Origin of the sequence: Trabulsiella guamensis ATCC 49490, from assembly GCF_000734965.1 — a bacterium.
Lineage (GTDB): Bacteria > Pseudomonadota > Gammaproteobacteria > Enterobacterales > Enterobacteriaceae > Trabulsiella > Trabulsiella guamensis.
This window is the reverse complement of the sequence record NZ_JMTB01000070.1, coordinates 1-25,885: the sequence shown is the minus strand read 5'-3', so window position 1 is coordinate 25,885 and position 25,885 is coordinate 1. Positions and strand designations below refer to the sequence as shown.

General features: G+C 47.8%; 22 protein-coding genes and 2 pseudogenes. 17 read left to right on the top strand and 7 right to left on the bottom strand.

The genetic code is table 11. The features are described from left to right. Positions 1–68 precede the first annotated feature (68 nt). From GTGU_RS10450 to GTGU_RS10375, 17 genes and pseudogenes are all read left to right on the top strand, one after another. Positions 69–434 carry a hypothetical protein gene (locus GTGU_RS10450; RefSeq protein ID WP_001003975.1) on the top strand — a complete coding sequence of 122 codons (366 nt, stop codon included), beginning with the start codon at positions 69–71 and terminating at the stop codon, positions 432–434. A 152-nt stretch (positions 435–586) separates the two neighbouring features. Further along, the gene (locus GTGU_RS10445) at positions 587–895 is read left to right on the top strand and encodes a hypothetical protein (protein WP_032676630.1); all 309 of its coding nucleotides are present in this window, start codon (positions 587–589) and stop codon (positions 893–895) included. Positions 896–976: 81 nt separating this feature from the next. Next, entirely contained in the window at positions 977–1,600 is a 624-nt protein-coding gene (locus GTGU_RS10440) for a hypothetical protein (protein ID WP_038156468.1), read from the top strand. A gap of 95 nt (positions 1,601–1,695) precedes the next feature. After that, positions 1,696–2,685: an ArdC family protein gene (locus tag GTGU_RS10435; RefSeq protein WP_038156466.1), complete on the top strand. Its 990-nt coding sequence runs from the start codon at positions 1,696–1,698 to the stop codon at positions 2,683–2,685. Positions 2,686–2,776: 91 nt separating this feature from the next. Next, complete coding sequence (locus tag GTGU_RS10430; RefSeq protein WP_038156463.1) at positions 2,777–3,730, top strand: DUF1281 domain-containing protein; 954 nt, start codon at positions 2,777–2,779, stop codon at positions 3,728–3,730. 284 nt (positions 3,731–4,014) lie between these two features. After that, a pseudogene (locus tag GTGU_RS26105) lies at positions 4,015–4,355 on the top strand (HORMA-1 domain-containing protein); the annotation flags it as partial. Continuing rightward, positions 4,352–5,252, top strand: a pseudogene (locus GTGU_RS26840) (AAA family ATPase). The pseudogenes GTGU_RS26105 and GTGU_RS26840, both read left to right, overlap by 4 nt. Positions 5,253–5,820: 568 nt before the next feature. Further along, entirely contained in the window at positions 5,821–5,997 is a 177-nt protein-coding gene (locus tag GTGU_RS26100) for a hypothetical protein (protein WP_169741176.1), read from the top strand. Beyond that, positions 5,960–6,253 carry an EAL domain-containing protein gene (locus tag GTGU_RS10415; protein ID WP_051857324.1) on the top strand — a complete coding sequence of 98 codons (294 nt, stop codon included), beginning with the start codon at positions 5,960–5,962 and terminating at the stop codon, positions 6,251–6,253. Before GTGU_RS26100 ends, GTGU_RS10415 begins: the two co-directional genes overlap by 38 nt. Positions 6,254–6,295: 42 nt before the next feature. Beyond that, positions 6,296–7,861, top strand: coding sequence for a sensor domain-containing diguanylate cyclase (locus GTGU_RS10410; protein WP_038156461.1), 1,566 nt, complete (start codon positions 6,296–6,298; stop codon positions 7,859–7,861). A 119-nt stretch (positions 7,862–7,980) separates the two neighbouring features. After that, a complete protein-coding gene (locus GTGU_RS10405; RefSeq protein ID WP_038156458.1) occupies positions 7,981–8,301 on the top strand; it encodes a hypothetical protein in 321 nt (106 codons plus the stop codon). Positions 8,302–9,438: 1,137 nt separating this feature from the next. After that, positions 9,439–10,980: a TraI domain-containing protein gene (locus tag GTGU_RS10400; protein WP_038156456.1), complete on the top strand. Its 1,542-nt coding sequence runs from the start codon at positions 9,439–9,441 to the stop codon at positions 10,978–10,980. Between the two features lie 40 nt (positions 10,981–11,020). Continuing rightward, positions 11,021–11,974 carry a tyrosine-type recombinase/integrase gene (locus GTGU_RS10395; RefSeq protein WP_038156455.1) on the top strand — a complete coding sequence of 318 codons (954 nt, stop codon included), beginning with the start codon at positions 11,021–11,023 and terminating at the stop codon, positions 11,972–11,974. Between the two features lie 535 nt (positions 11,975–12,509). Continuing rightward, positions 12,510–12,797, top strand: a complete 288-nt coding sequence (locus tag GTGU_RS10390; RefSeq protein WP_038156454.1) for a hypothetical protein — start codon at positions 12,510–12,512, stop codon at positions 12,795–12,797. After that, positions 12,794–13,078, top strand: coding sequence for a type II toxin-antitoxin system RelE/ParE family toxin (locus GTGU_RS10385; protein ID WP_038156451.1), 285 nt, complete (start codon positions 12,794–12,796; stop codon positions 13,076–13,078). Before GTGU_RS10390 ends, GTGU_RS10385 begins: the two co-directional genes overlap by 4 nt. Positions 13,079–13,403: 325 nt before the next feature. Continuing rightward, positions 13,404–14,357, top strand: a complete 954-nt coding sequence (locus GTGU_RS10380; RefSeq protein ID WP_038156449.1) for an ArdC family protein — start codon at positions 13,404–13,406, stop codon at positions 14,355–14,357. Positions 14,358–14,601: 244 nt separating this feature from the next. Then, positions 14,602–15,033, top strand: coding sequence for a nuclear transport factor 2 family protein (locus GTGU_RS10375; RefSeq protein WP_038156447.1), 432 nt, complete (start codon positions 14,602–14,604; stop codon positions 15,031–15,033). 110 nt (positions 15,034–15,143) lie between these two features. Here the strand turns inward: GTGU_RS10375 and GTGU_RS10370 are convergent, their stop codons facing one another. The 7 genes from GTGU_RS10370 to GTGU_RS26895 all read right to left on the bottom strand — a co-directional run bounded on the left by GTGU_RS10370 (position 15,144) and on the right by GTGU_RS26895 (position 25,582). Then, positions 15,144–18,245 carry a type I restriction endonuclease subunit R gene (locus tag GTGU_RS10370; protein ID WP_038156445.1) on the bottom strand — a complete coding sequence of 1,034 codons (3,102 nt, stop codon included), beginning with the start codon at positions 18,243–18,245 and terminating at the stop codon, positions 15,144–15,146. Further along, positions 18,238–19,422, bottom strand: a complete 1,185-nt coding sequence (locus GTGU_RS10365) for an ATP-binding protein (protein WP_038156442.1) — start codon at positions 19,420–19,422, stop codon at positions 18,238–18,240. The genes GTGU_RS10370 and GTGU_RS10365 overlap by 8 nt, the downstream gene beginning before the upstream one ends. A 1-nt stretch (position 19,423) precedes the next feature. Then, positions 19,424–20,653, bottom strand: coding sequence for a restriction endonuclease subunit S (locus GTGU_RS10360; RefSeq protein ID WP_038156439.1), 1,230 nt, complete (start codon positions 20,651–20,653; stop codon positions 19,424–19,426). Further along, positions 20,650–22,206 (bottom strand): type I restriction-modification system subunit M, encoded by a 1,557-nt coding sequence (locus tag GTGU_RS10355; RefSeq protein ID WP_038156437.1) that lies wholly within the window; start codon positions 22,204–22,206, stop codon positions 20,650–20,652. Before GTGU_RS10355 ends, GTGU_RS10360 begins: the two co-directional genes overlap by 4 nt. A gap of 490 nt (positions 22,207–22,696) precedes the next feature. After that, positions 22,697–23,449 (bottom strand): MobC family replication-relaxation protein, encoded by a 753-nt coding sequence (gene mobC, locus GTGU_RS10350; protein WP_038156434.1) that lies wholly within the window; start codon positions 23,447–23,449, stop codon positions 22,697–22,699. Positions 23,450–23,470: 21 nt separating this feature from the next. Then, the gene (locus tag GTGU_RS10345) at positions 23,471–25,201 is read right to left on the bottom strand and encodes a type IV secretory system conjugative DNA transfer family protein (RefSeq protein WP_038156431.1); all 1,731 of its coding nucleotides are present in this window, start codon (positions 25,199–25,201) and stop codon (positions 23,471–23,473) included. 186 nt (positions 25,202–25,387) lie between these two features. Further along, positions 25,388–25,582: a ribbon-helix-helix domain-containing protein gene (locus GTGU_RS26895; protein ID WP_038156505.1), complete on the bottom strand. Its 195-nt coding sequence runs from the start codon at positions 25,580–25,582 to the stop codon at positions 25,388–25,390. Between the last annotated feature and the right edge of the window lie 303 nt (positions 25,583–25,885).

Below are 25,885 nucleotides of genomic sequence, written 5' to 3'. Positions count from 1 at the left end.
TTTCTCACCCTAACGGGACTTCTGTCCCAGTCAGGGACAGGATTCCACAACTCTTTAAGGAATCCTTTATGAACGAGTTAATTCTCACCGAAGATTTTCACATCCGTGCCAGCGAGCGTAATGCTCACAAAGTTGCACTGGCTAAAGCGGAAGGCGAGCTGCTGAGTATCGCAGCGCTTCGCCGCCTTGACCTAAATACCGGGACAGATGAAGACGGCTTTCCGTATTACGTCTGGGATATGGCTTCTGTTGCCCGGGAACTGGCTGAACTGTATGTTCGAAAACTTATACCGGGATCATGGGAGGCATTCTTTAACGACCTCTGCCGCATGGCAGAAGGTATTGATAAAGAAGCCTGGACATATTTCTACAAAAGCGCAGTCAAAGACGAAGAGGCCTTTCTGTCTATGGAACGCAGCGATGCTGATTTCTGACGTGAAGCACTGAACCCTATGGGGACTTTCTCTACGGAGGTGGTTGTGTTTTCTGAATGAAGCCAGCTTATAACTGATGTACCAACCCATGCGGGGACAACCTCCCTGCATCTGCGGTGATGGTTTTCTCCGCATTAACTAAGGAGAAAACCATGAGCAGTATAATACTGTTGTTTATCACCCATACCACGCGCGTCCTCAGCCGCATTTCAGAAGCAATGCGGCAGCAGCAGGCCGAATGGTTCACCAACCGTAGCGGTCACAGCAGTTTCCGCGCCGAGGTCGTTCAGTCTGAAGGGGGTTTTACCGCCATCATTTCACGCAGAACGGGCTACAGTTCGCGTGACTGGCAGTATCAGCAACTGGCCAGCGCCGGTCAGTTTGCCTCCGCACGTAAGGCTTTACGGGCGGGACGGCAGATGGCGCAGCAGATGGCCTGGCTGCGTTACCGTTTCGACTGAATCAGTTCTGACTGATTAACACTTCCCGGAGGGAGCTTCCCTTCAGGGGAGGTCTCCTCCTTATTAATTTAAGGAGTCCTGATGATTCGCTTTACCTCAACCGAATTACGCCCTCTTTTATCACAGCAGGGCGGTATGCAAAGGCCACTGCTGCTTGAAAAGAACCTTGGTATATACATCCGGGTTCCGGATGACCGAAACCCCGGCGAATGGCTCAGGGCATGGGCGGAAGGCTGTAATCCCTCGAAAGATGCAAACTGGTCGGAAAATGCAGACCTGTTAATTCTCGAGAAGGAATACGCTTTTCAGACCTTTATGGAGCAGAGCAAATTCGACGCCGTTCTGAACGAACACCACGATCTTTTTATGATGCCATCGGCCGGTCCACTGGGGACTGGTATGACAATTCGTAAGGAGACCCGTCCGCCAGAAAAGGTGTATGTCCTGGTGGAGGAATATCGCAGCAATATTCGCTGGCTCTACGATCAGTCCCTCCGGCATTTACCTGCCTGTGTAGGGAATGCGGAACGTCTGAGCTGGCGCTCGCAGGCGCTGTCTGTGCTTGACAGGGTAATCCGTCTCGACTGTAAACGGGCAAAACCGGCTGATCGCACGATGTTTGAGAGTGCGGTTCGCAGCGTACGCAGCAGCGTCAGCGAGGTGATGTCTGATGGCTCTTTCCGTTACGCGGGAACCCGCCGCTAGGTTGTATTACTGACTATCTCTGACTTTTTTCCACTCCCGGTGGCGCATTCTTCCGCCCCGGGGAGGATGCGCCCTTTTTTACAGGTTGCATCCTTATGAACAAATCCATTCGCGGCCGTAAGGCCGCGCCGGCTCAGAAAGCCGATCTTTACCAGCAGGTCACCGACAAAATCATTGCCGCCCTGGAAAAAGGGGTTCCACCGTGGCGTCGGCCGTGGCGTTCTGCACAGAATGTACATGGCAGCGCGTTACCGGTGAATGCCACAACCGGCCGCCATTACAGCGGAGTGAATATACCCTTGCTGTGGATGTCTGCTGAAGAGCGGGGATTTCCGTCCGATCGCTGGCTGACCTATCAGCAGGCAAAGGCCGTGGGTGGTCAGGTCCGTAAGGGCGAGACCTGTTCGATGGCTATCATCTACAAACCGTTTGAGAAACAGGCCCGTGACAGCAGCGATAACCTGCTGTTCCGGGACGGTGAACCGGTCATGGAGCAACTGGCGATGCTGAAGCAACTGCAGCTGTTCAACGTTGTCCAGTGTGAAGGGCTGCCTGAGTCTGTCAGAGAGGAAGCTGCTGACTCATCTCCTGCAGAACAGCCGACTGGACTCAGCACGACGCAACTGCAACAGGTGCAGCAGATACTAAGCGCCACCGGTGTCGGCTGTGACCATCGCCGACAGGACCGCGCTTTTTACCGGCCGGGTGCCGACCGCATCGTGATGCCGACGGCTTCACAGTTCCGGACGGAGGCGGATTACTGGTCCACGCTGTTGCACGAGCTGGTGCATGCCACTGGCCACGGCAGCCGCCTGAACCGGGAAGGTATTACTTCGTCATCACGGCAGTTTGGTGATCCTGTGTACTGTTTCGAAGAGCTGATAGCGGAAACCGGTAGTGCATTTCTCTGTGCGCAACTGGGTATCACCGGTGACGTACAGCATGAAAGCTACCTGGCCGGCTGGCTGAAAGCCCTTCGTGAAGACAAAAAAGCGATTTTCCGCGCCTGCCGGTTTGCCCGGGAAGCATCGGAATTTTTACTGCAGTCACTGAACCGACAACCGGAACAGGACCAGGCTGCTTAACAAGAAACTTGATGGCCCTGGTCATCAGCATCCCCTGAGGGTATCTCCTCAGGGAGATGCCCTCTGTCTAACCTAAAGAGGAGTAATAACTATGTTTTCATGGTGCAAAAACCGTCTGGAAATCACTGCGAAATCTGTTTGTATTGATGTGATGCAGTCCTGGATTGCCGGCACAGAAACTCCGCGTTATCGACATGCCATACAGCAGGCCATAAAGCTGTTTCTTGCTGGATGTGCCGGGATACTTAAGCCAACAAAAGCGACAGAGTTTACTGCTTATCCGATGCTTACGGCTGCCGGTACGGGGGCTTCTACTTCGGCAAACCAGGCGTTCCAGCATTTCATGGAATTAATGGAAAAGGATGCGTGGCTCGACAGCGCTACTATTGCACGTATGGAGAAGATCTGGGTTCAGTCCGGCCTGGAGACACTTAAATGGGAGAGGATTCCAGTTTCATCGCGCCAGATAATGTCCCAGTTGATGGCTGTTCACTATGCTGACTGGTTTGGTGTTGCCAGCTTCGGGGAACAGTTCGATCCGCAGGAGCGTTGGGAGTGGCTCAGTATAATGCCGGCCGCGAGTTGTCCCTGCGATATGCTGATGATAATGCCGTCACGTCTTGCAACTGAGTTGAACGGTAACAGTGGCTTGTTCCGGGGGCTTAACACAACTGCAGATCTTTACACGCAGCTGTATGGTGTGGAATTCCCGGCTGGTCATAAAGCCAACTGGAGCCGTGAATCACTGGGCACGATATTACTGACGTTTGATACCCCCTGGTACCCGCCATCTGGAGAGATTATGGGTGAGATGTCAGAGCTGTTTGACTGTGAGATCCGTCATTACTGGAAATCAGAGGATGAAGGATTTTCCGGATATAACTGTTTTGACCGCGGTGATCACGTTGACAGTGGCCCCTGGCCGGAAGAAATGCAGCAACTGAGCAACGGTGAAACAGCAAGAATGTACCTTGTCTCTACGGAAACCACAGCGGTAACGCCATATGTGGTGCCAGCGGCACAATACGGGAGCATTCGGGCCTGACACTAAACCAGGATAACCCGGGCTAACCGGTTCAACATACTGGCCACAACACTTGTTGTGGCTTTTTTTCACCCTGACGGGAAACAGTGTTTCCCGTCAGGGGTGTGTTTCCCGCTAAAGGAGACATGCATGAAAAATCTTATAAACCATGAAAAGGCGTTTATTTCGCTTTTAACCAGACTTCTCGTTATCACCATCGACATCAGGTTTTTGAAGACTTTGTCAGTTGCAGCATTATTGCTCTTCAGAATGCCCTCAGCTTCTGCGAAAAGCGGGAGCAGAAATATTTGGGAGAGGTGTCTTGCGGTTTTCAGAAAATAATAACAGGATCGAGCCGACTCTTCGATATACCGCAGGTGACTTGCTTGGTTCAGGTACAGATGACGACCCCGGAAAAATCCGTCCAGGAAAAGATGTATCGGGTGCATCATTCTATAGTTTTATGACTTATAGCTCGAAATATCTGAATACTACCCAATCAGAAAAAGATAATACCTTGAAATATCTACCGTTTAAATGGGTTAGTACCCAGTTTCTGGGGATTAATGGCTACCTCGAAAACGATAAGACTTATTCGGCCAGTGGTTACTTCCTCACTCGCACTAGAGTAAGGAATTTTGTATGAACGTAAAACCATCACTTGATGCGTTGTTTGAGCGACGCATTAACTTCTCTGACTTTGAGCCTCAGGAGCGTCTGGCTCGTTTAGTTGGTCTTGATGAGCACAAAAATTGATTATCAAAAATATTAGGCTTACTTGTAAATCCTTATGGGATTCAGGAATGGGAAAACAAATATCATCCAGATGCTCAACTGTTGATACACTACTCAGACGACCGCCTTTAGTTGTATTGGCTGGGGATGTGGGCTCAGGTAAAACGGAGCTGGTGGAAACCATTGGTGATGCTGTTGCCTGGCAGGAAGATATAGATATTACGTTGTATCCTTTGAACCTTGCTACCCGTGAGCAGGGTAGAGTTGGCGAAATGGCTCAGCTGCATTTGATTATACCATTTAGGCCGCAGATAAATTAAAAAAATGAATGGAAAAGCTCGTGGTGCGGTTTTGCTGTTGATTGATGAAGTTGATGCATTGGCTCAATCCCGGGAAAATGCTCAGATGCATCATGAGGATCGTGCTGGTGTAACCGCTTTTATTTATTCGCGGAATAGACCGGATCGCCAATCAGAAACTACCAGCGGCAGTTCTTATGTGTACTAACTGGTTGAAAGCACTCGATCCGGCTGTCCAGCGTCGTGCTGCTGAAGTTTTAACATTTTCCCGGCCAAATGATGAATAACGACACTATTTGTTGAATTCAAAACTTACGGGATTGGGGTTAAATTCTACGGCGATAGAAGAATTAGTCAGGTTAACCGGTCCAAGGGACACTAATTCTCCTGGATTTACTTTCTCAGATATTACCCAGCGATTAATTTCATCAACAATTCTTGCGGCCTACCCATATAACGCAGTGTCAGTCCATTCTGCGCTATTCGCTTCTGAGATGAAGGGTTTTTAATACTACGCTGTAATTTTTCAGGTTTTCATATAGTTTCTGGTATACGGAAAGATGTGCTGAGTCGATCACTACGTTTTGACATTCGTTACAGTGCAACATATTTTGCGAAAAATTACCCGAACATCCTGCCGGGGCGTGTAGTTGTTCGTTTTTTCGCGTAGAGTCGGATGATGAGGGGCGGGATAGTTCCTGTAATTCTCCAGCCGATACTGCGGTTTAATCTCCATCTGTCTGCATTATTGCTGGCTGTTCGTATGCCTCCCTTTTAATAGGGAACCAGAAAATGTTTTATACTGAACGGTGGTTTGCTATAACTCTTTTAACGGGATGCAGGCATTCCGGAGCCGATATGTGTCATTAATTTTTATATGTACAGAAACTGCTTCTTTAGTACGGTGTTGCCGCTTTTTGTAAACGTACAGCGAGAGCTGTATTGACAGAATAACCCGGATATTATTCCCCGGGCAGCATGACACGCCATGACAATGGGCTGTTCACGAGTGCGGTTGACCTGCCAGTCGTCTAATATGTCGCCGTTCAATTTTTCCGCCAGAGTAACCTGGCGGACTTGGTTGCCGATGTGCTGTGGGAGAACCAACTGCCGGGGCACGGTCTGACCGTTGAGATTATCGAAAGCGCCATGATGGAACCGCCGGACGAAATGATTGAGCGAGTGTACGAAATTCGCATGATGGAAGAGACTGACGGTGGACGACTTCGCCCCCGGTTTTCCCGGTCTGTCTAACCTCACCAACCTTCCGGTCACCGGGGTGAAAATCGACAACAGTTTTATTGATAAAAACGCGGCGGAGAAGCAGTTTGAGACTCGGGTGGCGGTGGCGGTGGCGGTGGCGATCGGCATCGGGCGCAACCTGGTGATGACGATGGTGGCCGAAGGTAGAGAAAACGATGCTCAGTGGCAACGGTTACGCGAGCTGAACTGTCATGTGTTGCAAGGTTACTGCTTCGCTAAATCGCAGCCATCACAGGTAGTTCACTAATGGAATAAGGTGTCTGTTCCGGCGCATTCAGGATAATAATCTATGAATAATAAGTGGTTACCGACACTCAATCTGCGGTTGTTGATAGTGTCATTTGCACTGCTGATCACTCTCATCACACTGTGCAACAGTTTCTACTCCGCTTACCGCGTGCAGCGGCAGGTGTTGATCGACCATGCGCTGGAGCAGAATCAGGCGTATGCCGAGCGGGTGGCCTCCTCTATCGAACAGTATCTGAACGTAGCGCAGGAACGACTGGCTTACGGCGCGTCGATTCTGGGCAACGATTTCCATAACCAGAAGGTGCTAGACGATGAGTCGAAGCGCCTTCAACAACAGGATTCTGACTTTGACACCATCAGTGTGGTCGATGCCGAAGGCCGGATACTGTCATCCTTCCCGCCGGAGCACGATTTGGTGGGGCAGGTGCTGATCGCCCCTGATAGCCAGCAAGGGGTGCAGGAGCGTAAACCTGCGGTGAGCAACGTCTATAAACTGAGTTCCGACAGTCTGCTGGTGTATGTTTCCCAGCCGATTACCGACAACCGGGGAACCTATCTGGGGTTTATCAGTGGGGCGAACTACCTGCAGAAAAAGAACATGCTGTCGGCGCTGGTCAGCAATCATTTCCACCAGGACGATACCCAGGTCTACGTGGTGGATCGGGACGGTCAGATGCTGTCCCATTCCGATACCTCGCGGATCGGCAATAAAGAAAGAAGTGCAGTGGTGAAAGCGGTGGTGCAGGGCAACCGCGGTGCGATGGAGGTGGTGAACTCGCACGATGTGCGTATGCTGGCCGGCTATGCCAGGGTGCCGTCATCGGGCTGGGGTGTAGTGGCCCAGCAACCGAAGGAGAAGACGCTGGCTGCGCTGGGCGGGTTGATGCGACAGATGTTGATGGGGGCGTTGCCGTTGGGGCTGATCGGGCTGCTGATCCTGTGGTGGCTGGCGAATGAGATTGTGCGGCCACTGCGTCAACTGGCGGACAGTGCGGCGGTTATCGACAGTACTGACAGCGTGGAGCGGGTACAGGCGGTGCGCTCTTGGTATATCGAAGCGGCGCATATCAAGCAGGCGTTACTGAACGGTATTAACCTAATACGGGAGAAGATGAACTGGCTGAGCAGCCAGGCGTATACTGACCCGCTGACCGGGCTGCTGAACCGCAGAGCGATGGATGCAGCGTTGGTGCAGATGGTGGAAACGCGGCGGCCGTTCGCGGTGATTTCGATGGATATCGACCATTTCAAACAGGTGAACGACACCTTCGGCCACGACGTGGGGAACATCACGTTGCGAACCCTAGCTCAACTGATGCAACTGTGTTGCCGGGACGTGGATTTAGCCTGTCGGGAGGGCGGTGAAGAGTTCACTCTGCTGTTGCCGGATATCGCTACTGCCGATGCCGCGTTGGTGGGGGAACGACTACGTGTGCTGGTGGAGCAGACCCAAATTGAAACGGTGGGGCATATCACTATTTCGCTGGGAGTAGCCAGCTGGCCACACGATGGTGAGCTGGTGGCTGAGGTGATGAAAAGGGCCGACGAACTGATGTATCAGGCCAAACGGGCAGGCCGCAACCGGCTGGTGGCTTCGGTAGAGTAAGGGGGGATTCTACGATATACGCCAGTTCACTGATCAGAAAATCGAGGAAGGCCAGGACTTGTAGCGAGCCAGCGGATACAGTGCGTGGAGCGCGGCCAATAACAATAAGGGTCTGGTGAATGTATCCAGACTATTTTGTCGGTTTAAAAAATTCGCTGGAACTAATTGAAAATAGTCAGCTTCTTCAACTTTCACTAAACCGTGGAAAAATGTTGTCAACACAGACATACTTCCTCCTTACGTCGCATACTTTAACCCCAAAAGAAGTGGCTGCATCTGATGATATTCAAATCGTGCTGGTGATGGAGTGGCCCTTTTACCAGAAAGTGTCCGATATATATATCCTGCCGTCAGGAGTAAATCTTTTTGATTTGGAGGATGAATATACGACATGGCAAACAAGCATCGACTGGCATTCACGGATAAAATCCCTTCAATAATAGATAATTTTCTGAATATCGAGGTAACAGAATCGGCAACCCTTAACAAGGGATAAAACCACACATGCCAGATGGTGTGGCAATACATTCTGTATGTGACACTTACTTTCCATCTGTTGGCTGTCTGCCTGCCATTATAGGGGGCCAGAAAATATTTTATACTGAAACAGTGGTTTGTTATAATGGTTTGAATGGGATGCGGGTGCTCCGGAACCGGTTATATGCCATTATTTTTTTATATGGCCCCGGGGGGGGCTTGTTTGTGCAGTGATAGTGATACAGCGTTTATCTCCTCTGTATTACGATGAAAATCGATCGTTCAGATCGACTACATTGATGTAGCCAGTGTGACACAGGTAAAAATTCAAAACAGGGAAAATTATTTTTTCGGATTGAAAGTTTTTCGTATGACAAGAACGGACCATAACGTTCTGGACGGTACACGCCAGCACCACTGCGCAAGGAGAATTTCCAGTTGCATAACTGCACGCGCAGCGGGTGTGAAGGGGACATGTATGACATGGCTTCGGTAATGTCCGGCCTGAATCTGAAGATGTCTTCTGATACGTTTAATTCGATAAGAGGTCAGGAGATGGGAGGCAATCACGATGGTGTTTTCTCTACTACTGAGGGCTTCCTCTATACTGGTTAGCACTCCATTCCAGAACCAGGTTACACGTTCGGATGAAATACTGACGGTTGGCTGGCCTGGCGACAGATGCACGAATATCCTTGATCTGTGCTTATGGTGGCTCAGGATGCAGGGCTGGTTGATGAGTCTGCGCTGCATCCAGTTTACTGCCCGTAGAGAAAAAGGGGATATCAAAACAAGTCCCCAGATATACACCATCCCTTCCTGATATCCCGTAATTAAAGCGATGAGCCCGTAACTCACAAGACCCCAGCAGAATATAATTCCTGAGACCACTAATCTTTGCATTCCTGTCGCTTCCCTTAAATTTCAGATGGCATTTAAGGAATCATGCTGACGAATTCTCTTCACCTGAAAACTGTGAATCAGCATTTAAGGATTAATGCAAGTTCGTTTTGTTTAATCAGGAACTAAGGCTTTTGGCTTGCAAAATACAACAGTCTCCATAGCGTAGCGTTAATTCAGAGTCAGATTATGGTGGGCTTATGTGTGGACTGAAATGGTTAACAGGCCTTGGGCTGGCAGTCAGAACAACGGAACACACAGTAAGGCCATCCGTGCAGTTGGTACAAGCGGGAGGGTTCCGGAACGTACGGTCTGGTCAGTTGTTACTGGAAACGGCGGAGCGACAGAAGTTCGTCCGGATGTTGCGGGAAAATTGCCCCCTGTCACAGTCTGCCTTTGATGAATTCTGGCTAAAACCATTGGAGCAAATGGCCGCTCGCGTTCAGGAAGTACCGGCAGCCTGGGCGGGGCCGTTCTCCACTCCAGGGGGCTTTACTGACCTCAGTTTATCCGTGGCCGCAAGTGCCGTGAGGCTGGTTCGCGGTATGATGTTACCTCCGGGAGCGACGCCTGAGGAGCAGGCAGAGCAAGGGCCTGCCTGGATATGTGTAGTGTTCTGGGCTGGTCTTTTTCATCATCTTGACTGGTTGTCGCAGATTGAGGGGAGCCTGGAGAACGGAAAAGCCTGGTGTCCGGGGATGGAAATACCAGGTGCAAACTGGCGGGTTCGTCCCCGGCAGGGGATAACGGGTTCAATGAACGGAATGTTCATTGCCAGTAAACTCATCCCGGATGCTGCGGCTATCTGGCTTCAACGGTGGCCGGCGATTTCCGGCGCACTATTTTTATACCTCAGCGGACAAAAAGCTCAGTCTGGAATTCTCAACAGCATCATCAGCGATGCACTTGCCAGCGTTTCTTTTAAATTAGGAACAGTTTCTGGCACAGCAAGTCCCCCTAAAAGCGATAATGTGATCACCACAGGGGCGAAAGAGGAAGGCGAGTCCGGGACAAACAATATCCCAAATTTAATAGACGACGATATGCATCAAACGTCCAGTCACAAAAATATGTCACCGGTTCCAGTGCCAATTAACATTGCATCAATAGGTTACGATGCTAACCAGACAGGTGATTATGTTGCTAAGGATGTTACCGGTCAGGTTACGTTGTTTTCGGCATTTGATAATCATGATACGCAGGCATCCGATGACCGAACAGGTGATGAAACAGTCACGGATGAGTCGGTATCAACAGCAGAGTTTCTGAGCGTGCTTGACCAGATGTCGGGCTCTGGTGCTCCTGATGTTGAGGCGAAGGTTGAAACTACTTCTTCTGAAGAGCCTTCGCGGGTCGGGATGGAATCTGGCACTCCAGGAGATAAGTTTCTGGACTGGCTGAAATCCTCAATCCTTGACGGTACGGTTAGTGTCAATGAGGGTGAGAGTTTTGCACATATTCTGGCTCAGTTTGTATTCATTGTTTCACCTGAGTGTTTTTTTAAATATTTATTGCTGAATACAAATGAGTTACTGGATAAATCGGAGTTGCAAAAAAGCTTTGAAGCTCTGAATGTTCATTATTCACGAAATGGTAAAGGCCTCTGGCATTACCATAAATACGATACGCCGGACAAAAGCGGTCGTTACACCAAAATGTCAGGATATATGCTGAGCGCTGACATTATTTACAGAAAAGGAACCTGTCCACCGGACAGTGTATGGCTTGTACGAAGAAATTAATACTATTGCTTAAGTCAGAATAACAATATACGAGGTGAGTATGAACAATGCATTTGAAGAAGTGCTGGATGATTATTTTTTCAGTAAATCTTTACGCCCGGCAACGGAGTGGAGCTACAGGAAGGTAGTCAGATCATTCATTTCCTTTAGCGGTGAAGGTATTTCACCTGAGCAGGTTGATAAAACGCTGGTTTTAACGTGGCGCCGAAAAATTATCCATGAGGAAGGACTGAGCAGAACGACATGGAATAATAAAGTGACTCATATGCGCGCTATATTTAATCACGCCATCGTTAATGGGCTTGTAACGATGAGGGAAAATCCTTTCAACGGGGTAATTACCCGACCCGATGTCAAACGCAAAAAAACACTGACTGATGTACAGATGAATAAAATTTATCTGCACATGCAGGCGAGGGAAGAGGATGAACGGACTGGTATGATGGAGTTAAGAAAAAGCGCCTTACGGCCAGCATGGTTCTGGTTAACGGTACTGGATGCATTGCGGAGAACAGGAATGCGCCAGAACCAGCTGCTGCACATTCGCCTGGAGGATGTAAATTTTGAGCACCGATGGATTAATCTCCGGCCTGAGGGTTCCAAGAACCATAAGGAACACCGGGTTCCGATTACTGAAAACCTACGACCCAGACTTGAAAGGCTCTATAACCTTTCCCTTGAGCGTGGCGCGAAGATGCAGGACCAGTTGTTTAATCTTTCTCGCTTTGATGGCCGGAAGAATGAAATCAGTAGCAACATGGATTATCCGCCGTTGCGTGCATTTTTCAGACGGCTTTCACGAGAATGCGGTTTTACAGTCAGTCCGCACAGGTTCCGACACACCATCGCGACTAACCTAATGCGTTTGCCGGATCGTAACCTGAAGATGGCACAGGACCTGCTGGGTCATTCAACACCGGCGGTCACGCTGGAGTATGTTGAAAGTGACCTGGATAAGGTCAGGGACATGCTGGAGGAGCTGGATGCGGCATAAGACTAATCTTAAGTTAAATCTAAGTTGATGAAATTAAAAATGGAAAAAAAAGGGATGTTTGCTTTACAAAAGATTGACACAGGGAAGATCTGAGGGTAAATACGTTCGTGAAGTAAATTGTGGACGTGAGAAATCCAGAGGATGGTGACAACATCCTCTGGATTTAAGTCCCGTGTTCAACTGATGCGGTAACACAAGTACCATCATCATGCCGTCTGGGGACTACTGTCTTGCCCGTTAAGGATCTCATCTCTTAACGAACAGGCTCTGAAGAAGTGGTGCCCGGACTCGGGAACGTTCAGTTTTCTATTGTACTGTTTTTAATAGTAAACACGTCGGCATATAGTTGTCAAGACCCGTAGTCTGACCCCTATTTTATCTTGTAAATCAAAACCCTGTCGTATATGTCCTCTCTTATTCTCCCGGATTCGATTCCCTTAATTTTTATCAGGGGATCGAATCGTTTACAAGAAATCATGATCACTGAGGTAATGCTTTGGTATATACTTTGTATAGCTTTTTACAGGAGGGGTATATGGCAACGAAAGCAGTTTTCACTATGAAGCTGGAGCCTGAACTGCGGGATTCGTTTATGGCAGAGGCGGCGGCTGAGGATCGACCTGCCGCTCAGGTTATTCGTGAACTGATGCGGGGTTATATTGAGCAGCGCAAAAAACTTCGCGATCATGATGCGTATCTCCAGCGTAAAGTTGAAGTGGCTCGTCAGTCAGTTCAGGCTGGCCGTGGGCGTACAAATCATGAGATTGAGGCCGCGTTTGCCCTGCGCCGTGCTCAGTACGCTAAAGGACATTCAGGATCGTGATTGTCAAATGGACACCCGAGGCAGAGCAGGATCGTATTGATATATGGGATTATATTGTCGCGAATAATCCGGTTGCTGCTGTTGATCTGGATTTACATTTTAGTGAGGCGGCCCGCAGTCTGACAACTCAGCCAGAAATGGGGGTTGCGGGGCAGATTATGGGGACTCGTGAACTGTATCCGCATCATCATTATCGCATGGTTTATGAAATTGATGAGGTCGAGGATATTGTATGGATACTGGCGCTGGTCAGCACATACCGTGAGTGGCCGCCAGTATAAAAAGGGCGTGCCTGGTCCATATTGCACAATGTTAATAGCCCATACCATTTGTTTTCTTCTTTTTAACAGGCCGCTTTTACCACATATATAAAGGCGGTTTCACCACTGCTATTGTCGAAGTGCTAAGTCCGGGTATGCCCCGTCGTTATTTTCTCCCCGTGTGTTTTCTCTTTCGTATCAGCTTCCGGTCATCGTTCCCCGTCACAACCTAGTTTGCAAGGGTAAATGGCACGCGTTCCGCGCCCCTGCAAACCAGAACGACTCCGGTTTAGCGAACCGTCAGGCGATACGAAGACGAAAACTCTCAACTGACGGAGAAAATCCCATGACGATGAACCAGTATACCCAAACAAGCACTTCTGACACCGCAGCGGCGACCAGCGTATCCCCGCTGGACCTGTCAGGCTCCTCAAAAACGAAATTTTCACAAAACAAAACTGATATTTACCAGACGGTCACCGACAGCATCATTAAAGCGCTGGAATCCGGTGTTAAGCCGTGGAAATGCCCGTGGAAGCGTAACGGTCTGGTGTCCGGTATCCCCTCAAATTACACTACATATGAAGCCTACAGCGGCATTAACATCATGTTACTCTGGAGCAGTGCGGCGCAGCAGGGTTTTCAGGATTCGCGCTGGATGACATATAACCAGGCTAAGTCAATTGGTGCTCAGGTCCGCAAAGGTGAACGCGGTACAATGGCAATCTGTTATAAAACGCTGGAGAAAGAACGGGATGACGGCGAAATTGATCGCATTCCGATGCTCAGACATTTCATCGTTTTTAACGCACAACAGATTGACGGTTTACCCCTGGATGGCAGCGACGTGCAGCCTGTACAGCCAGCAGGGAACATCTTTGCCCCGTTACCGCAGGCAGAAGAACTTTTTAAACGCAGCGGCGCAAAAATCACTGAACGCGGTCAGCAGGCATTTTTCAGACCCGCCACGGATGAGATTTTTCTGCCGGAACGTCATTTGTTCAGCAGAGCGGAAGACTTTTATGCGACGGGTCTGCATGAGCTGGTCCACTGGAGCGGTCACAAAACCCGCCTCAATCGTGATATGACAGGTCGCTTTGGTTCTGAAGGATACGCGGCGGAAGAATTAGTGGCGGAGTTAGGAAGCGCGTTTCTGATGGCTGATATGGGTATCACTGGCGACGTACAGCACGAAAGCTACATTGCATCATGGCTGAAAAAACTGCGCGATGACAAACGCTACATTTTTCAGGCGGCCAGTACAGCATCAAAAGCCCATCGTTATCTGATGGCGCTCTGAATTCCTGTCCTCTGCAATGTTGCAGGGGATCTTCCGGCTAAAAAACGATGACACGGGGACATTTACTCCCCGTGTTTTATTTCTTAAATAATCTTTTCGGTATGTGATATCAATGCATGAAATGATGTTTTATTTTTAATAATCTCATGTTTTGTTTTATGGTGGTGGGCAGTAACCGTATCCCGGTGGGATGATGTTGCTACCACTGCATTAGGGATCTGGAATACGTAAACAGGAGATAAACATGAAAAAATTATTCTGCACGGCATTATTACTGTTAAGCAGCACCTGCCTGGCGCAAAGTACGGATGTCAACGCGGTGACTGATGCTGTGGAAAATATGCGTCTTGCCATGCTAAGTGGTGAAAAGGCCAGTCTGGAAAAAGTCGGTCTGCCTTCCCTGAGCTATGGGCATTCAAGCGGGCGAATTGAAAATAACGCTGAATTTGTTGACGCGATTGTGACGGGCAAATCAAGATTTCAGACGCTGAACCTGAGCGATCAGACTGTTCAGGTTGATGGGGATGTTGCGATTGTCCGCCATATTCTGGAGGCAAAAACTAACGACAGCGGTAAGCCGGGTGAAGTGAAAATTGGTGTGATGCTGGTTATGAAAAAAGACAGTGCGGGGGCGTGGAAACTGTTAGCCCGCCAGGCATATAAGTTACCGCAGTAAAACTCCGGCATCTGGCGCATCAGATTTGATGCGCCAGATGCCGCAAGGAAAATGCTGCTTCCGTCCATTTTATGCGCAAAATGGATGGAAGCATCGGTGAGATTTAAGAATTATATATGTCCGCCAACACCTTTAAACTTTTCAACAAATGCAGCAATTTTCTGAAAAACATTCTGTTTTTTGGTCAGGTATTGTGGGTTCAAAGGACTCATTCTGGGCAAAATGGCATTCAGTTCTGTCCCGTTGTTGCTGGCATATTCCCGTTTTAGTGATGTTATTATATAACGTTTTGCCTCGGACTCGTTCAGACTCTCGTCACGAATCAGTTCAAGGGCTTCACGCTGCTGCTCAACCTGTGCAAATTCAAAAAATGCCTCGATAACGCCTGTTTTATCGCTGATTTTGTCAAGGTCCGTCTTGTTTATAAAATCTACGATCAGGCTTTCTTTGGCCCGGTTGCCGAGACTGGCGCGAATAAGCCTGCGTACCTCATCAATCAGTTCTGCCTTACCGTTATTTTTTTTGTTATGCTCAAAAATGAGTTCGAGAATGTAATCCAGATTAATTTCCTGAGACTTAAGCAGATCGACTTCAAATACGACATCACTCCAGTCAATAGTGGATTTGTCTTTTTCATCAGACTTTCTTTCACGGCGCAGCCAGTCGCGGATATCGTTATAAGTTGAACGGTAATCCTGGATTTTCCGCTCGGGAATGAGTCTGATACTTTGCAGTTCAGCCAGATCTGCATCGTTGAGATAGTAGCGCTCTTTGAAAACTTCAACTGCGACAGGATCATTCAGATCCACGTTCTGAAGGGCTTTAAGCCCGGCAAACTCATCGTAGTTTTGCAGTATGTTCTCCACACGCAGGTATTCACCAAATAACTTCACGAACGCTTTTTTGTCTTTTTCAGAGACAATACTATCAGGAGATGGAAAACGTTGTTCCAGTTCAGTCACAACGTCCATAAAACCGCGTCTTACCTCCCCGGTCTCTTCATCAGTAAAGCCCTCCATGTACTCTCTGTAACTCTTTTCCAGAACCACATTTTTCGTATTTTTATCCCCGAACAGGGTAATAGCGTCAACTGTCGCTTGTTCCAGATCCCGGAACGTAACAATATTACCGAATGTTTTGGTGGCGTTATAAATACGGTTGGTACGCGAGTAAGCCTGGATTAGTCCGTGGTAGCGCAGGTTTTTATCAACATACAGGGTGTTGAGCGTGGGAGCATCAAACCCTGTAAGGAACATTCCCACCACAATCAGTAAATCAATTTCGCCAGCTTTAACCCGTTTTGCCAGGTCACGATAGTAGTTCTGAAAACCGTTACCCTCCACGCTGAAGTTTGTCTGAAAGAATGCGTTGTAACGGGCAATCGCCGCATTTAAAAACTCTTTGGCGCTGTGATTCATGGACGAGACATCAAAACTCTCATCCGGGATGTCACCTACGGCGTCCTGCTCTTCATTTGCTGCAAAGGAAAATATGGTTGCGATTTTTAGCGGTCTGTCGCTGTCAGTCTGTAATTTATTCAGTGTATCGTAATAGAGTCGTGCGGCTTCCACGCTGCTGACTGCAAACATGGCGTTAAAACCTTCGCCACCAGCCTGAAGTCGATGAGTCTTTTGCCGGAAGCTGTTCAGAATATATTGTGAGATTTCCCGGATACGCTCCGGGTGAAGAAGGGCTTCCCGGTTTTCTGCTGCGTTAAGCACGTTCTCATTTTGTTCCGTTTCAATGGCTTTAAAGCGGGGGCGAACGTCATTGTAATCCACCCTGAACTTGAGTACTTTTTCATCGCGGATGGCGTCGGTAATGACATAGGAATGCAGTTCACGTCCGAACACGCTGGCCGTAGTTTCTGCTCCGCTTGCGTTCTGTGCGAAGATGGGGGTGCCTGTAAAGCCAAACTGATAGAATTTTTTAAACTTTTTCTTCAGGTTTTTTTGCGCTTCACCAAACTGGCTGCGGTGGCATTCATCAAAAATAAAGACCACCTGCTGGTGATAGACCGGCAGGTCATTGTCGTTTTTTATTAGATTGTTCAGTTTCTGGATCGTGGTGACAATAATTTTATTGTCATCCTTGTCCAGATTCCGACGGAGCCCGGCAGTGCTTTCAGAGCCGTTTACGCTGTCGGGGGAGAAACGCTGGTATTCCTTCATGGTCTGGTAGTCGAGGTCTTTTCTGTCCACAACAAAAAAGACCTTGTCAATAAACGGCAACGCGGTTGCAAGGCGTGCTGCTTTAAAACTGGTCAGGGTCTTGCCTGAGCCGGTGGTATGCCAGATAAAACCGCCACTTTCGGGGGTGCTCCAGTTTTTCGCCTCATACGAACAGTTGATCTTCCAGAGAATGCGCTCGGTAGCGGCAATCTGATACGGACGCATCACCAGAAGAGTGTCACTGACATCGAATACTGAATACCGAAGCAGTACGCTTAGCAGGGTATGCTTCTGGAAGAAGGTTGCCGTAAAGTCTTTCAGATCTTTGATCAGCCCATTATCGGATTTCGCCCAGTTCATGGTGAAATCAAAACTGTTTTTATTGCGCCGCGTTGTGTTAGCGAAATAACGGGTGTCGGTGCCATTGGAAATAACAAAAAGTTGCAGGTACCGGAACAGGGAATGCTCACTGTTGAAACTTTCTTTGCTGTAGCGATGCACCTGGTTAAAGGCTTCCCGGATCGCCACACCGCGTTTTTTCAGTTCAACCTGCACTAATGGCAGCCCGTTTACCAGGATAGTGACATCATAACGGTTGGCATGGTTTCCGGTCTGTTCGAACTGCCTGATCACCTGTACTTTATTGCGGATAATATTTTTCTTATCCAGCAGATAGATATTCTGTATGCGGCCATCATCAAAGACAAAATCATGTATCCAGTCATCGTGAATCTTGCGGGTTTTATCGGTAATGTTGTCACCAGCCTTATCCAGCCAGGTGTCAACAAATCGTTTCCATTCGCTGTCTGTAAAAGTGATGTTGTTAAGGGTCTGTAACTGATTACGCACATTGACCAGCAAAGCCTGTGGGTTATTCAGCTCCGGCAGGTATTCATAGCCCTGGTCTTTTAAATCCTGAATAAATTCGTTCTCAAGGTCATTTTCGCTCTGGTAGCGTTCAGAAGGCTGCCAGTCGCTTGTGTATCTGTCGAGTACGATGAAGCGGTTCGATTCTGCGATGGGGTTTGTATAATCAACCATTCTGTTCTTCCTGTTGCCAGAAACTGTAATGCGTGATCAGATGATTCAGTAACAGTGCGACGGTTCTCTTTTCTGGTTCGCTGGGTACGTTAACAGCTTCATTTGACAGCGTTGAATGACTGGTAAACTGAATAATTCGGTTTAAATATGCCTGCTTATCGTCAGGAAGGAGCTCTGACCATTTTGGATACCCCAGAAAACTTGCAGTTTTCTCGTAAAGATTACGTAACAGGGTAAAATGATATTTCTGGATCTGATTGCTGGCAATGGCCTGCTCAATAATGTCTTTAAGGTGCAGGTGATAGGAAAAACTTTTATTGGAGTCTCCATTCTTTTCGGTCAGGGAAAAGGTACCATCGTCGAATCGTTCAAGGAGATAACAGGTTTTGCTGTTCAGTTCATTGTAGAGCACATTATAGAACAACGGGCTGTGGGTGGTAATGATAAATTTCAGTGCGGACTGACTGGACTTGATTAATCCGGCCAGACTGACAGCCAGTTCAATCAAATGATTCTCATCCAGAGAACTGACGGGATCATCAATAAATATGTATTCCAGTCCATCAAACTGGCGGTCATCACGTTCTTCGGGATCTGCGGTATTGAGAACCGTCACGACCAGATCCAGTAATGTGTAAAAAATACTCCAGATAAAGTTACTTTCTTCGCCACGAGATATTTTCAGGTTACCTGAATGCTCATCATCTCCACGCTCAAGAGAAAAAGTGACTTCACTGAAGTCCAGACTGAAATGAGGTGTCAGCTTATCTCCTGCATAGTGCTGGAAGTGCCTTACAATATTGCCATCAAGTCCCTGGTCTTTGAGAAATGTCAGTAACCAGTTTGTAAATGAATTGGGCTGGATTTTTAGTTTCGGTTCAGCATCACCGGCCAGGTCGTTATCCCAGTAAAAAAGGTCTTCAGTAAATGCGCTGAAATAGAGAATTTTGTTTCGTGATAATAATTCGTCCTCACCATCATGACCGTTTTTGGGTGCGATCAGTTGCTTAAAAACACGTGACAGGCGTGTTTTCCCCGTACCGTTAAAGGCATAGATAAGTTGTACCTTTGGTACTGGTCTGTTTTCTTCAATCACACGTGTTCTCTCAGGAACCGTTTTTCTTACTATTCCTGGCGTACTAAGTTGCTGAGCGATATCTTCCAGTGTCCTTGCCATTTTATGCTCCAGTGGTTACGTCTTGCTCTGGTTGTGGGAAACTCAGGAGCATATCGCGATAGTACTCATACTGTTTTTGCCGAAGCTCAATTTCGCGTGGTAAGCCTACTGTAATCGAGTTCGTCAGAGCATCGAACTTGTCCAGTATAGTGACAATTCGGTCTTGTTCTTCGACTGGTGGGACGGGGATGGCTATTTTTGAATAATTATTAACCAAGAGTGTTTTGACTTTGGTTCGGGCTATATATTTTGCTTTCTCTGCAATGAATGAGGTTGTCTGCATGTAATAAGAGACAAACTTTGGATTCATTGTGTGGCGGAATGCATAGCAGTGATCGTGGATCGCAACTTTGTTGTTCCCAAGCCACGCAACAGCTTTACCAACATCTTCAACTGTTTCTCCCACATCGGTTATTATAATGTCCCCAGGTTGGGCATAACGTAGTGAGGATGCCATATCAGCCCTGACTCGGTTGAGGGCTTGGGTGGTTGAAATACCATATTTAGTGTAAATGTCACCATAATGTATAACACTTACGCCGTTATCAGCATAGTCCGCTTTGGTAAAACGTTTTCCACGGATAAATTCGCCTATTTCTCTCAGCATTTTCCATTTAACCTCTACCTGCCCGACTGCCCGACTGCCCGACTGCCCGTCAAAAGTCAACAATAAATCACGATAATAGTTGTATTGTTTTTGGCGTGCATTAAGCTCTGCTGTAAGCTCTGCTGTAAGGGCGGTAAATGCGTCCAGAATACGTACGATTTCAGACTGGATGGCAAAGGATTTTTCTGAGTTATTCGGGCAGGGTACAGGAACATATAATTTATCCAGCGCTGTTTTCGATAAGCGTGGAATACTGGCTCTACGGACCTGAGATAAAATTTTGTTTTTTTGTGATAGTAAGTAATGATATAAAAATTTATTGTTTAATAGATCAACTGAAGCGACATAGTAGACGTCATCAGCAGCCCAAAATGGACTAGAACTGTAACCAATTTCTCCTGCGGCACCAGCGCAAATTATAAAAGTCGTATCAGGGTTTGTGTTACTCTGATGGTAATAACCCAAAGGTGTCATACTGTTTTGATAAACAGCGAACTTCCCCTCTGATTCAAGCTGGCTTTTGACCAGTCTTCTACCTCGTTTAAGCTCAACAACATTTTCAAGAGCCATCCATTCAATCTCAGCCCCATTCAACAGCTTTTCCAGATAACCTGCCACACTCATAACTGAACCTCATTTCCTTCAATTTCTGCGACAATTGCATCAATATCTTTGCGCAACTGGTCAATTTTTCTGACAGTAATTTTAAGCTCAGCATTTAGTTCAGCGATATTGACAATTTCACGGGTATCTTTCGCTTCAATATAACTGCTGACAGACAGGTTGTAGTCATTGGTTTCAATGTGTTCGAATGGAACATTTTTCGCAAAGTGTTCAACATCAGCTTTGTTGTCGAATACTTGCATGATGTCTTTAATATGCCTGTCGGTCAGAATGTTGTTATTGGTTTCTTTTTTAAACAATCCGCTGGCGTCAATGAACTGAATGCTGGTATCGGTTTTATGTTTTGAGAGCACCAGAATATTGACAGCAATAGTGGTGCCATAAAACAGATTCGGGGCCAGTGAAATTACAGTTTCAACAAAGTTGTTTTTTACCAGATACTGGCGAATCTTCTGTTCTGCTCCACTCCTGTAAAAAATTCCTGGAAAACAGACGATAGCCGCGCGACCCTTTCCTGAGAGATAACTCAGCGCATGCAGCACAAAAGCAAAATCGGCTTTGGACTTCGGTGCTAAAACGCCTGCCGGAGCAAAACGGTCATCGTTAATCAATGTGGGATCATCTGAACCTTTCCATTTCACCGAATAAGGTGGATTAGATACGATAGCGTCGAAGGGTTTGTCATCAATAAAATATGGCTCAGTGAGGGTATTACCCAACTGGATATTGAACTTGTCGTAGTTAATGTTATGTAAAAACATGTTCATACGAGCAAGGTTATAGGTGGTATGGTTGATCTCCTGCCCAAAAAAACCGTCTTCGATGATATGGGCGTCAAAATGCTTTTTGGCCTGCAACAACAAGGAGCCGGAACCACAGGCCGGATCATATATTTTATTGACACTGGTCTGGTTATGCATCGCCAGTTGCGCAATCAGTTTTGACACGTACTGTGGAGTGAAAAACTCACCACCTGATTTACCGGCATTGGCGGCATAGTTGGAGATAAGAAATTCATAGGCATCACCAAACAGGTCTATATGGTTGCCTTCAAAATCGCCAAGGTCAAGCGCTGCCACGCCTTTTAGTACGGCGGTTAAACGTGCATTTTTTTCCTTAACCGTATTACCAAGGCGATTACTGGTTGTATCAAAATCAGCAAACAGTCCCTTGATATCCTGCTCTGAAGGATATCCACTGGCCGATGCTTCAATTGCGGCGAATATATCTGCTAAATCAGTGTTCAGGTTCTCGTTTTCTTCGGCATTATTCACAACATTTACAAACAGATCGTTCGGGTAAATGAAGTAACCTTTAGTTCTGATCGCATCATCTCTGAGTTCAGATGTAATGACCGTATCGGGAAGCGTTGCATATTTTACATCGTCATCGCCAGCTTCAATGTAACTGGCAAAGTTTTCGCTGATAAAGCGGTAAAACAGGGAACCCAGAACGTATTGTTTAAAATCCCATCCATCCACAGCTCCCCGCACCTCATTGGCGATTTGCCAGATCTGGCGTTGTAGAGCGGCACGTTGCTGAGTACTTGTCATGGTCAAATTTCCTGTTATCTGGCTCATCAAGGGGCGGTGATAATTTAGTGGCAAATCATAACACTGAACGGTTCGAAGGTCAGTGCCTGCCACAGATACCAGAGGTTCCTGATTTTCGTGCTCTTTATGTATGGTGAGATTGCATCGCACCACGAATTGTACTGTGTTCTGAAGTGGTTACAGCTTATATTACACTGCATTATCTTAATTGATCACATGTTCAATTGGTATGAATAAGACCGTAATACGAAAACGGCAATGAGAATCCCCTGTGATTGCGTAAAGGATACTATACTCTGTTGGTTTTATGCGCGGAGCGCATGGAGGCGACGGCACGGACTTAAAAAAAACACACTGCGGTATAGCCGGGAACTGATCAGGGAGAGGGGGGGGACAATGCCCCACGCGCTGCCAGGCCAGACTTCGCAGGCAGGAAATCAGCAGAGCGCAGGGGAGGAAGTTGGCGGGCACGAGGACATGAAGGCGGGGGTTAGCTATTTTCTGGTGTACTGCGTTCCAGTTCGTCAACAGTTCGCAGCAAAAAACGTTCCCGGTTCCGTCCTGAAAATGGTACAGGGATGTTCTTTCGTTCTACTGTTCTGATACCGTCAAACAGCCTCTTCAGTGATTCCCTGGTTGTTTCGTTCGGGGTCGCGTATACGGCGTAATGCCAGTATCCCGCATCGATAGCGGACAGATGGCTGCTGATGATGTTGATATAACGGGCGCGGGTTTTCAGGGTTCGTTCAGCCTCCACGGCGACGATGGCTCCGTTGCTGAGTGTGATGACACCATCGGGACGATGTCTGACACCGGGAAAACGTACCGCAAACGCTTTACGGTCACCGTTGCACCAGTTGTTGCCACCTTTATCCTCAAGCGCGAGACGTATCCGTTGATTAAAGAGATGATGGTGCAGCGTCTGGTAGCTGAGCTTACTGGGTTCAAAGTATGCCGGGAATACCGGGTCATCCTGTGTCACCACTCGGGATAATCCCTGCATGGTGATCCCCCATAGTGCGGTTTTTCTCGTTGTCTCAGGGATGACATGTTTGATGATGAGTCCGTCCTGAATTGCCTTGTTAAGTAATTTGTACAGTGGGCTGTGAGCAGAATCGCTGAATCCCAGTTTTCTTCTCAACGTGCTGAAATCCGACCAGGTTTCGTCTTTCAGAAAGTTCAGTAACGTCAGCATTCTGGCATCTGCGATCTTTTTTCTTTCGGATGGATTGTGTATCAGCATATCGTCTCCATAAAGTCTGGCTTACAGGCTGGCTGAAGGGGCTGAATCCTCATTTTCGGGCTGGACTGAGAGTGGCGTGTCAAAATTCATCAGGCGGAGATACTGTTTTTGCACACGGATATGCGCCATCTTTGTCGCTCTTGCGAGCTGGTTTTGTGTGAACACAAAACCCACAAATGGCGGCAGGTTCAGCAGCATATTACTATCAATGAAGTAACGTTCTGCCTGGCGGATCATCCGGTCCGTTTCCACTGTCTCAGTCAGTGACATATCGGTTCTGACCTTGCGCATTTCGTCATCGACGAGAATGGAGCCGGTCATTCGCGCCACCCATTCAGCGGTGTCCGGGTCACGCAGACAATACACCAGCATGAACTTGCAGTTTTCAATCACTGAACCGGCCACGGCGTCACCTTCCAGGTCAGCCGGGCAGTCATATAAATCCTTGATGGACTGATGCGCCATAATGATATGAACCTGTTTATCCCTGGCGGCCCCGAGCCCCTCCAGCGCCGGGCGTGAAAGGTGATACTTGAGTTCATCAAGCAGTATTGCCACCGGGCGCGGTTTACTGCCAATCCGGTCACGGGTTTCGGCGATCTGGATGAGACGGGTTAAAATCATCCGCTGGGCGGAGATGATTTTCTGGTTGCGCATGGAGCCGATGATGTAGCAGCATCCGCCTTCATCGAAAATCCGCTTCAGTGAGAGGCCATTGCGGGCATTGATGGCATTCACCAGCGCAATTTCCTCCAGTTCGCCGTAAAAGGCGGGGGTGGTTTCCTGAAGGGATTTGACAAAATCGCTGTCAAACAACTCACGAAGTGTCATTCCTGATTCATAAATGGCAGAGGTTTTTCTGGCTGCCCGGCGGTCAGCGATGCGGTAGAAGTCTGCTCCTTCGCCTTTTTTGGACAGGCTGAATCCGGCATTGAACAGTTCTTCAAGCTGTTCATGTGAAATGTCTGCCAGCAGGTCGAGCTGAAAACTGAGGTTATTCAGGTCAACAATATAAAATGGCTTTCCGGCCTGTTCGCAGGCTTTTCTTAATACGTGTGGTGCCCATTCATCATTTTTCGGATCTTCGACAAAAACGGCTTCATTTAGCAGAATGGCCTGATACAACAGTATCGTTGCTCCAATGCCTTTGCCGGAGCCAGTGGTGCCGATAATATCAGCGTGCTGGGACTGAAATTCCCTGACGGAGATATATTGCGGCTGGTCGTCATTATCCAGACCGATAAACACGCCACGGCTGAGGTCAATGTATTCCAGCGGATCATATTCCACGCTGTCAGGCAACATGTCCCTTACGTCACGCACATCCGTACGGGTATTTCTTTCCAGTTTACTCTTTTTTATCAGACGGTGTTTCAGCGTATCAATTTCTCCGGCAACCATACGGCGGGCGGTGATGTGAAAACATAATCCCGCAGCCGTAAATAGTATGGTCAGTATCCAGAGCGGTATATCAAAAATAACCGTGTTATCCAGTATGCTGAAAAAATAACTCAGTCCCTGCAATGTGAGTGGAGACAGTGTACCAAAGATAAACACAAAGATGGACAGACTTGCCGTTAATTTAAGCCAGAAGGGGGCATTCTGTCTTTCCTCTCGTGGCAGATGAAAGATAAACGGCAGTGTCAGTCCGGCAAGAAGGGAAAGAATGAATGGGTTGTTTTGCAGCCATAGCAGGAATAATGAAAAGCCATCTGCGATGACATTCAGTTTATGCATGAGTTGCGGGTTCATTATATTCACTCCGTCAGGATAATAATGAAACAGGGGAAGGAAAAGGCTGGAATTAACTTCAGCAGGAATAAAAAGTGGAGCCTGATTAACCGGTATCAGCCGGTTTTAAAAAGATAAAACACCCGTCGTCAGCGTATTCTGACGACGGGAGCAGAAATGATTGTGGCGGTATTACTGAGGAAGAAGTCAGTCTGTTTCAGTTTGTTTATTGTCGTCGGGGACGGTCATTCCGTGTTTGATGAGCAGGTCCGTAATCGCCTCATCCAGCAGACGACTTTTGGGAATGCGGGTAACCCGTGCCAGCTCACTGAAGCGTGGCACCAGGGGATTATCCAGTGATGAGGTGAAGCGGGTCCGGTTTTTCAGATAAGGCTCAGCCATAAACCTGCCAGTCAGTTTGTATGAGATGGCAGATAGTGTAAACGGCTGCAAACAAGAATAAAGTGGTTGCATATAGGCACTATATAGTGCATAACTAATCTGTGCGGTCAGACAGAACCAGCACAACACCAGGGGATACCGGGCAATTAACCATAATTCAGTCATGCCCGGTGATAACGACTGAGCCGCCGCGAACACATAAGAGCGGCTTTTTTTGTGCATTCTGCTTATGGTGACTGACACCATTTGCATTGCCTGAATCATGGAGTCATACCATAGAGTCATATGATGGAGTCAGGGGTT

What these genes read in the sequence shown, in the direction of transcription:
- GTGU_RS10450 (WP_001003975.1), top strand. Translation starts at nt 69, where the DNA reads ATGAACGAGTTAATTCTCACCGAAGATTTTCACATCCGTGCCAGCGAG.
- GTGU_RS10445 (WP_032676630.1), top strand. Translation starts at nt 587, where the DNA reads ATGAGCAGTATAATACTGTTGTTTATCACCCATACCACGCGCGTCCTC.
- GTGU_RS10440 (WP_038156468.1), top strand. Translation starts at nt 977, where the DNA reads ATGATTCGCTTTACCTCAACCGAATTACGCCCTCTTTTATCACAGCAG.
- GTGU_RS10435 (WP_038156466.1), top strand. Translation starts at nt 1,696, where the DNA reads ATGAACAAATCCATTCGCGGCCGTAAGGCCGCGCCGGCTCAGAAAGCC.
- GTGU_RS10430 (WP_038156463.1), top strand. Translation starts at nt 2,777, where the DNA reads ATGTTTTCATGGTGCAAAAACCGTCTGGAAATCACTGCGAAATCTGTT.
- GTGU_RS10410 (WP_038156461.1), top strand. Translation starts at nt 6,296, where the DNA reads ATGAATAATAAGTGGTTACCGACACTCAATCTGCGGTTGTTGATAGTG.
- GTGU_RS10405 (WP_038156458.1), top strand. Translation starts at nt 7,981, where the DNA reads ATGTATCCAGACTATTTTGTCGGTTTAAAAAATTCGCTGGAACTAATT.
- GTGU_RS10400 (WP_038156456.1), top strand. Translation starts at nt 9,439, where the DNA reads ATGTGTGGACTGAAATGGTTAACAGGCCTTGGGCTGGCAGTCAGAACA.
- GTGU_RS10395 (WP_038156455.1), top strand. Translation starts at nt 11,021, where the DNA reads ATGAACAATGCATTTGAAGAAGTGCTGGATGATTATTTTTTCAGTAAA.
- GTGU_RS10390 (WP_038156454.1), top strand. Translation starts at nt 12,510, where the DNA reads ATGGCAACGAAAGCAGTTTTCACTATGAAGCTGGAGCCTGAACTGCGG.
- GTGU_RS10380 (WP_038156449.1), top strand. Translation starts at nt 13,404, where the DNA reads ATGACGATGAACCAGTATACCCAAACAAGCACTTCTGACACCGCAGCG.
- GTGU_RS10375 (WP_038156447.1), top strand. Translation starts at nt 14,602, where the DNA reads ATGAAAAAATTATTCTGCACGGCATTATTACTGTTAAGCAGCACCTGC.
- GTGU_RS10370 (WP_038156445.1), bottom strand. Translation starts at nt 18,245, where the DNA reads ATGGTTGATTATACAAACCCCATCGCAGAATCGAACCGCTTCATCGTA.
- GTGU_RS10365 (WP_038156442.1), bottom strand. Translation starts at nt 19,422, where the DNA reads ATGGCAAGGACACTGGAAGATATCGCTCAGCAACTTAGTACGCCAGGA.
- GTGU_RS10360 (WP_038156439.1), bottom strand. Translation starts at nt 20,653, where the DNA reads ATGAGTGTGGCAGGTTATCTGGAAAAGCTGTTGAATGGGGCTGAGATT.
- GTGU_RS10355 (WP_038156437.1), bottom strand. Translation starts at nt 22,206, where the DNA reads ATGACAAGTACTCAGCAACGTGCCGCTCTACAACGCCAGATCTGGCAA.
- mobC (WP_038156434.1), bottom strand. Translation starts at nt 23,449, where the DNA reads ATGCTGATACACAATCCATCCGAAAGAAAAAAGATCGCAGATGCCAGA.
- GTGU_RS10345 (WP_038156431.1), bottom strand. Translation starts at nt 25,201, where the DNA reads ATGAACCCGCAACTCATGCATAAACTGAATGTCATCGCAGATGGCTTT.
- GTGU_RS26895 (WP_038156505.1), bottom strand. Translation starts at nt 25,582, where the DNA reads ATGGCTGAGCCTTATCTGAAAAACCGGACCCGCTTCACCTCATCACTG.